The organism is Methylobacterium sp. Leaf91, assembly GCF_001422815.1.
GTDB lineage: Bacteria > Pseudomonadota > Alphaproteobacteria > Rhizobiales > Beijerinckiaceae > Methylobacterium.
Window position 1 is genome coordinate 19,467 of the sequence record NZ_LMMP01000020.1, and the last position, 7,938, is coordinate 27,404.

The 7,938-nt window shown below is 65.3% G+C and carries 6 protein-coding genes; 1 reads left to right on the top strand and 5 read right to left on the bottom strand.

Features of this window, described 5'->3' with window-relative positions:
• Positions 1-42: 42 nt before the first annotated feature.
• The 3 genes from ASF32_RS14515 to ASF32_RS14525 all read right to left on the bottom strand — a co-directional run bounded on the left by ASF32_RS14515 (position 43) and on the right by ASF32_RS14525 (position 4,474).
• Complete coding sequence (locus tag ASF32_RS14515) at positions 43-2,901, bottom strand: bifunctional [glutamine synthetase] adenylyltransferase/[glutamine synthetase]-adenylyl-L-tyrosine phosphorylase (RefSeq protein WP_056429669.1); 2,859 nt, start codon at positions 2,899-2,901, stop codon at positions 43-45.
• Between the two features lie 311 nt (positions 2,902-3,212).
• Complete coding sequence (locus tag ASF32_RS14520; RefSeq protein WP_348271043.1) at positions 3,213-4,172, bottom strand: alpha/beta hydrolase; 960 nt, start codon at positions 4,170-4,172, stop codon at positions 3,213-3,215.
• Complete coding sequence (locus tag ASF32_RS14525) at positions 4,139-4,474, bottom strand: GIY-YIG nuclease family protein (protein ID WP_056429661.1); 336 nt, start codon at positions 4,472-4,474, stop codon at positions 4,139-4,141. Before ASF32_RS14525 ends, ASF32_RS14520 begins: the two co-directional genes overlap by 34 nt.
• A 118-nt stretch (positions 4,475-4,592) precedes the next feature.
• On the opposite strand from ASF32_RS14525, the gene ASF32_RS14530 reads away from it, so the two are divergent.
• Positions 4,593-5,198, top strand: coding sequence for a DUF2239 family protein (locus ASF32_RS14530; protein ID WP_056429663.1), 606 nt, complete (start codon positions 4,593-4,595; stop codon positions 5,196-5,198).
• 320 nt (positions 5,199-5,518) lie between these two features.
• Here ASF32_RS14530 and ASF32_RS14535 read toward each other — a convergent pair whose 3' ends face one another.
• On the bottom strand, positions 5,519-6,907 hold the full coding sequence (locus tag ASF32_RS14535) for a HAMP domain-containing sensor histidine kinase (protein ID WP_056429665.1): 1,389 nt from the start codon (positions 6,905-6,907) through the stop codon (positions 5,519-5,521).
• On the bottom strand, positions 6,904-7,614 hold the full coding sequence (locus ASF32_RS14540; RefSeq protein WP_056429667.1) for a response regulator transcription factor: 711 nt from the start codon (positions 7,612-7,614) through the stop codon (positions 6,904-6,906). The genes ASF32_RS14535 and ASF32_RS14540 overlap by 4 nt, the downstream gene beginning before the upstream one ends.
• Between the last annotated feature and the right edge of the window lie 324 nt (positions 7,615-7,938).

A 7,938-nucleotide genomic window follows, 5' to 3' on the forward strand; every position in this document is an offset into this window, starting at 1 on the left:
CGATTCCGGTGCGGGAGGCCCGCGCGAGCGGGCCTGCGAGGCTCAACCGAGCAGGCGCTCGAACAGCGATCTGACCTCGGCGCGGCGTTCATCGAGTTCCGCCGCCAGGGTCGCGGCATCCGGCAGGCCCATGGCGATGGCGAGCCGCGTCAGCGCCACCGACGCGCCCGCCTTCGATTCCGCCTCGCCCATGAGACGCTGCCAATGGAGCACGTCGTCGAAGAGGCGATAGGCCTCGCCGAGCCGCCGCGCCTCGTTCACCGGCAGAAGGCCCCGATTACCAGCCTCGGCGAAGACGGCGGATGCGTCGAGGCCTACGAGACCGGGATGGCTCTCGGCATGGGCCAGGGTCAGGGCCTGGGCCATGAAGTCGAGATCGAGCAATCCTCCCGGCGCCAGCTTGAGATCGAGCGGCCCCGCAAACCCTTTCTCACTGGCGACGACCTGGCGCATGTCGCGAACCGCGCGGAAGACTTCCGCCGTCTCGCGCTTCAGCCCGACGATGGTCCGGATCTGCCCCATCACCTCGTCGCCGAGGCTCCGATCCCCGGCGATGACCCGGGCGCGGGTGAGCGCCATGTGCTCCCACAGATCGGCCTCCTCCTGCTGATAGGGAAGGAAACTTCGCACCTGCACCGCCACGGGCCCCTGCCCGCCGCCGGGACGCAGGCGAAGATCGACCTCGTAGAGACCGCCGCGCCGGGTCAGTGCGGTCAGCGCCGCGACGAGGCGTTGCGTCAACCGGTTGTAAGCCATGACAGCGTCGATGGACTTCGGCCCGAGGCTCGTCCGGTTCTCCGCATCGAAATCGTAGAGCACGACGAGGTCGATGTCGGATTCCGCCGTCATCTGGTTGGCGCCGAGCCGACCGAGGCCGAGGACCACACAGCGCCCGCCTGGCACCTCCCCATGCTCGGCAAAGAACTGGCGCGAGACCGCATCGAGGCTGGCCGCCACGACGGCATCGGCGATGCCGGCATAGGCCCGCCCCGCCGCCTGCGGCGACAGGATGCCCGTGAGCAGTCGCGCCCCCGTGACGAAGCGCAACTGCCGCGCCGCGTCCCGGCTGCGGTCGAGGAAATCCTCATAGGCCGCCGGTTTGCCGACCAACCCGTGATACTGCGCGGCGATGTCCTCGGCATCCACCTTCGGCACGACGAAGGCCGGGTCGATGACCGTGTCGAGGACATGGGGGCTGAAGGCGACGGTCTCGGCCAGGCGCGGAGCGCTTCCCAACAGGTCGGCGAAGAGCAGGCGCAGACGATCGTTCGAGCGCAGGATGGTAAGGAGTTCCACCGCCGCCGGCATCCGCGCGAAGGCGCGGTCGAGGGTATCCAGCGCCACATCGGGGTTTGGCGTGCCGCCGAGCGCCTGCATCAAGGCCGGGACGAGCTCGGTGAGAACCTCGCGGGCACGCGCCGTGCGGACAGCGGGGCGACGACCGAAATGCCAGCCGCGCACCGTCTCGGCCACGCGCTCGGGATCGGCAAAGCCCAGGGTCCGAAGGGTGGCGAGGGTCGCCGGATCGTTGTCCGTCCCGCTGAAGACGAGATTCCCCACGGAAGCCGACAGGTCCGGCTCCGCCTCGAACAACAACGCATAATGCGCCTGCACCCGCCGGGCGTGATGGAGCAGTTCCGTCTCGAAGGCCTTGGCATCGGCGAAGCCGGCGAAACGGGCGAAGCTCTCGAGCCCCGCCTCCTCGGTCGGCAATCGTTGCGTCTGCTCGTCATTCACCATCTGCAGGCGGTGCTCGATGGTGCGCAGGAAATCGTAGGCCTGGCCCAGCTCGTCGCGCGCAGTGCCGTCGATCCAGCCTTCCTCGGTGAGCGCCGCCAGCATCGCGATGGTTCGGCGGCCGCGCAGGTCCGGCCGTCTCCCGCCGAAGACGAGCTGCTGGGTCTGGACGAAAAACTCGATCTCGCGGATGCCGCCGCGCCCGAGCTTGATGTCGTGCCCGGCGACCGCGATCGTGTCGTGCCCGCGCACGGCATGGATCTGGCGCTTCATCGCATGGACATCGGCGATGGAGGCGAAGTCGAAATACTTGCGCCAGACGAAGGGCCGCAAGCCCGTCAGGAAGTGTTCGCCCGCCTCGATGTCTCCGGCGATCGCGCGCGCCTTGATATAGGCGGCGCGCTCCCAGTTCTGGCCGAGATTCTCGTAGTAGAGATAGGCGGAGTTCAGCGAGATGGCCGTCGGTGTCGATCCGGGATCGGGGCGCAGTCGGTAATCCACGCGGTGCACGTACCCCTCGGCGGTGCGCTCTTGCAGCAGCTTGGCGATCCCCTGCGCGAGTTTGGAGAAGAATGGCGTCGGAGCCAGGCCTTCCTTCAACCGCGCGATATCGGGATCGAAGAACACGACGAGGTCGATGTCGCTGGAATAGTTGAGCTCGCCGGCTCCGAGCTTGCCGAGGCCGAGGATGACGAGGCCGGATTTGAGCTGCGGGCTCGCGACGTCATGGGGGTGAAACCGCCCGGCCGCCGCTGCCTGCAACAAAAGAGCTTCGGCGGCCGCATGAACGGAGGCATCGGCGAAATCGGAGAGCGCCTTGGTCACCGTCGCCAGGGGCCAGAGCCCACCGATATCGGCGAGGGCCACCAGAAGGGCATGATCACCGCGGTTGCGTCGAAGCTCGGCGGCGACGGCGTCGAGATCGCGGACCTCTCCGGATTCCTGGCGTGCGGCAGAGCGCTGCCGGGCGATGAGGTCGGCCACCACGCGTTCGGGCGATCGATCCAGCATCGCGGCGACGCGCACGGGGTCCCGCACCACGCGCTGCCAGAGAAAGGGAGAATGGTCGGCGAGGCCAAGAAGCAGCGCTCGTCCCGCCTCATCGAGATGGGCGAACGCGGCCTCGACCTCCTTGAGCCGTGCCGCCGCACGCTCGGGATCCATCAGGACGGGCGCCCTCGTCAGGCGCTGGGTCAAAGGCGCTTCCTCGGTCACAGGCTGTCCTTTCCCGGCTCAGCGGGTTCAGCAAAAGCGGGCACTGGTTCTACGTCAGAAAACGCGCGACACTTCAAAAGCCTAAGCTCGTGGTGGAAATCTGACGGAAGGTACCCGCCTTGAGTATCCGCGATGGGTGAGAAGCGGGCTTTAGCCCTCCGCCGGGAATCGGACGTTCCGTATTCGGCCCGACAACGTCATAGGATGGGCGCGGCTGCCTTCTCGAAAGCGGTCGTTCGACCCCTCGAGATGGTGCTCTTCTACCCTCCTGATGCCGAGATGGTCGAACGACGAGCGGTTCGCTCGATTGCATCGGCAATGGCTCGGTACAAGGATGGCGGCAGATCATGGCTCATCCCGGCGATCAACATCATCTCCGCTTCCGGGATTGAAGCTGCAGTGTCCTCACCGCAGGCAGGAGGAAAGAGAGGATCGTCCGTCCCGTGAATGACGAGTGTCGGCGCCGTGATCGCGGCAAGCCGTGAGCGACGGTCGCCAGCCACCCCAACCGCCGCGACCTGTCGTCCGAACCCACCCGGCGCACGGCCTCTCCGAATCTCCTGCTGGAGGAGAGCGCGCAAGCCCCCTTCGTCGAACGGATGAGCAGTGCCAGCAATGCGGCGTGCGAAGGTGACGCCGTGATCGAGGAAGCCCGCCTCGTCCAAAACGGGATCGGGAGCGGGACGCATCATCATTGCCAACACGTCGGGCGCAGCCGGTGGCAGACACGGGTTGCCTGTGCTCGACATCATCGAGGTAAGCGAGAGAACGTGGGACGGGTGCTCGCTTGCCATGATCTGGGCGATCATGCCGCCCATCGAGCGACCGACGACGTTGGCTCGGCGTATGGACAGGACATCGAGCAAGCCGAGCGCGTCTGAGGCCATGTCGTCGAGCGTGTAGGCGAGTTCCGGCCGTCGCCCCTCAGCAAGCGTCGCGGCCAAGGCCGCGAAATCCATTGCGCCGTGCTCGGTAAAGTGGGTCGAGCGTCCTGTGTCCCGGTTGTCGAACCGCACGACACGATAGCCGCGCGTCACCAACTCGCGGCAGAAGGGGACGGCCCAGCGGATCATCTGCGTGCCGAGCCCCGCGATCAGAAGGATCGTCTCAGCCGCCTCGTCTCCGAAGCTGTCATAGGCCAGGGTGACGCCGTTGGCCGTCAAACGTGCTGGACTGGGTTCTGTGCTCATATCCGGACAGCCCGAAGCTGCTCTGCCCATAGGAGAAGACGCTCCTTCATCACTCGGTCGCGGACGTATCCAATCTCTTCAGCATCCAACCGCTCGACGATCTCGAAGCTGAACGCCTCTGCTCCATGCGCATTCCAGGCGATCTGGAGCGAACGGTGCGTGTTCATGCCCTGCCGGAGGGTAAACCAGAGGCGGTTCTGGATCTTGGAGAGGTCGGGCGACCCACCGACCCAAACCTCACCGGACGCCACGCAGCGGACGGCGTAGATGCCACCTTCGACCTCCCGCTTCTTGTAGGCGTTAACAGCCACCTTTCTGTCTTCGGTTCTCATCACATGCCCTCGTAGATCGGCAGCGACGCTATCGAAGCCGATACTTACGCGCAATATCATCCGGGTAAAATTGACGACAAGGGCTCGCTGTGGCTATGACGGTCAGGATGGAGGTGCCATGTCAGAAGACCAGATGAGGACGTTCACCGCGTTTGTGGGGGTGCGGCGGCTCGCCAGCGGTCGCTTGATAGACGTGGCTCTCGCCATGAAAGCGCAGGCGGCGGAAGAAGGCGATCCGATCTTGGCCTTCGACGACAGGTCGGGCGCCGTCATTGACCTCGATCTGCGGGGAACCGAGGCGGAGATCGTCGCACGTTTCGCCGAACTCGCGGATGCGGGAGACGCCACGAGCACCGTCGAGAGCCGACCGGATCCCGATGGTGCACCAAGGAGCCGTGGTCGCCCGAAGCTCGGGGTCATCGCTCGCGAGGTGACGCTGCTTCCCCGTCATTGGGAGTGGCTTGCCTCCCAGCCGGGCGGCGCATCGCAAGCGTTGAGGCGCCTCGTTGACGAAGCGCGGAGGGCAGATGGTGGGCAAACCCGGATGAAGGCAGCGAAAGAGGCCGCATACCGCTTCCTCTCAGCGTTGGCTGGCGATCTACCCGGGTTTGAGGAGGCAATCCGGGCGCTGTTCGCCGGGGATGCCAAAGGCTTTGCCAGCCACATGACGGCATGGCCCCCGAACATACGAGACTATGCGCTTAAGCTTGCAGCGCTCGCCTGAGCAAACGCCCGGCGGGAAGCTCAAGTCTGCGTTCGAACAACGTCGGCTTTTCAAGATCCACGTCAGCAAGCTGACATTCTTAAATCCACACCAACCCGGTCGTTCGCCTTTGCCTCGACAGCCTGGGAGCGGACCTTTCGGGAATCGGCAAGGGGGTCGGGACGGACCCAGGCCGGCGGTTCCATCCGTCGGATGTCGACCACCAGATGGAGCATGGGCTCGCCAACGCGAACCTGCTTTGTATCTCTAAAAAAAACTCCCGCTGCGCCGTTGTGCCGTGAGCGAGGGACGACGGTGACGGTAAGTTTTGTAAGGCAGTTTCAGGCCGGGAGGGTCATGACGACGCGAAGTCCCGGCCGATTGTCTTCCAGCGCGAGTGTGCCCTGGTGAAGGCGCACCACCGCGTTGATGAGACTGAGCCCTAGACCGAATCCCGGTAGCGACCGCGCTTCCTCCAGGCGGACGAACCGGCCGAGCACGCGCCCGCGCGCATCCTCGGGAATGCCTGGACCATTGTCGGAGACGATGACCGCAATGCCGGATCCGCGCTCTTCGGCGGTGACACGCACCGTTCCGCCGGCGCCGCCATATTTCACCGCATTGTCGATGAGGTTGGCGAGGGCCTGGCCCACGAGTTCGCGATTGCCACGGATCATGAGCCCTTCGGGCGCCTCGATGGCCAGTTCCATCCCCCGTTCGGAGGCCAGTGCCTCATAGAGTTCGCCCACCCCCTGCGCCACGAGGCCGAGATCGAACCGGGCCATGATCTCCTGCGCGTTTCCGGCCTCCAGCCGCGCGATCATCAGCAGGGCATTGAAGACCCGGATCAGGCCGTCGCTCTCCTCGATGACGCCCTCCATGGCGGCACGCAATTGCTCGGGCGTGTCGGCGCCGTGAAGCGCTTCGTCGGCGCGGTTGCGCAGCCGGGTCAGCGGCGTCTTGAGATCGTGGGCGATATTGTCGGAGACTTCACGCAAGCCGCGCATCAACTCGCCGATACGCTCGAGCATCTCGTTGAGATTGCTCGCCAGGCGATCGAGTTCGTCGCCGTTTCCGGCCACCGCGAGCCGCCCATCGAGGTCGCCGGCCATGATCCGGCGCGTCGTCTCCGTCATGGCATCAACTCGCCGGAGAACGCGGCTGGCCACGAACCATCCCCCGACGACCCCGAGGATGACGACCAGGGCCACGGAAGAACCGAAGGTCGTCGCGATGATGGAGCGCAGGCGGTCACGCTCCTCCACGTCTCGTCCGACGACGAGCCGAAAGCCTCCGGGGAGAACGAAGACCTGCAGAATGGCGTGGCGGTCGAGCACGTCGGATTGGCCGCTGCGGGCATAGGCGGCCTCGGTCTGACCGGGCTGGGCCAGGGTTCCGTCGGCGAGCGCTCCGACATTGCCGACGACGCGCTCTCCCGCCGCCGTCGTCACCAGATAGAGGGAGGCTCCCGGTTCGCCGGCCCGGCGTTCGACGACGGAGATCAGCCGGCGCAAACCTCCTGCCTTGTACTGTTCCGATAGGCCGTTGATCTCGGCCTCGATGGTCGACACCATCTGGTCGTCGAGCACGCGGCTCGCATTCCAGGCGACATAGCCCAAAGCCAGGAAGGCGAAGGTCGCGAAGACCACCAGATAGGCGAAGGACAGCTTGAAGGCCGTCGTCCGGAACAGGTTCCGGATACGCGCGGGCAGACCGTCGGCCTCGCTCACGGCGTGTCGGACGAGCGCGAGGAATCGTCCGGTCGCAGGATATAGCCGGCACCGCGGATCGTATGGATCAGGGCGGTGTCGAAATCCTTGTCGAGCTTGGCCCGCAGGCGCGAGACATGGACATCGATGACGTTGGTCTGCGGATCGAAATGATAGTCCCAGACATGTTCGAGCAGCATCGTGCGGGTCACGACCTGCCCGGCATGGCGCATGAGATATTCGAGCAGACGAAATTCGCGCGGTTGGAGCAGGATTTCATGACCGCCACGGGTGACGCGATGAGACAGGCGATCGAGATGCAGGTCCCCCACATGATAGGACGTCGCCTCGGCGGTGCCGGGTGTGGATGCACGGCGCCGCGCCAACACCTCGGCGCGGGCGAGCAGCTCGGAGAAGGCATAGGGTTTCGGCAGATAATCGTCGCCACCGGCCCGCAGGCCTTTCACCCGATCGTCGACTTGCCCGAGCGCCGAGAGGATCAAGATCGGCGTGGTGACTTCCTGCTCGCGCAGGGACCGAACCAGCGACAATCCGTCGAGCTTCGGCAACATGCGGTCGACGATGAGGACATCGTAATCGCCCTCCCGCGCCATTGCATAGCCATCCAGCCCGTCGACCGCATGGTCCGGCACGTGACCGGCTTCCTTGAAAGCCTTGACGAGATAGGAGACCGCCTCGCGGTCGTCCTCGATGATGAGAAGACGCATGGGGCCGGACGATACGTGGTCGGGAATGCGCGGGAAAGCCGCTTGAGCGTGGATCGGCACGAAGCCCCCTCCCCTCTTCTGAGACAGGATGGGACTGTGCCGGGCCTCGCCTTACCTCCCTTTGGCCGGATCATGACCATCCGGTAAGGAAAGCGACTTTGGAACGCAAAACGCCCGCCTCGGATGAGGCGGGCGTTTTGGTGTGATCGTTGTGAGGGAATGGTTATCCTGTTCTGTGCAGGTCTGGCGGCGACCGACTCTCCCGTGTCTTGAGACACAGTACCATAGGCGCTGGTGTGTTTAACGGCCGAGTTCGAGATGGGA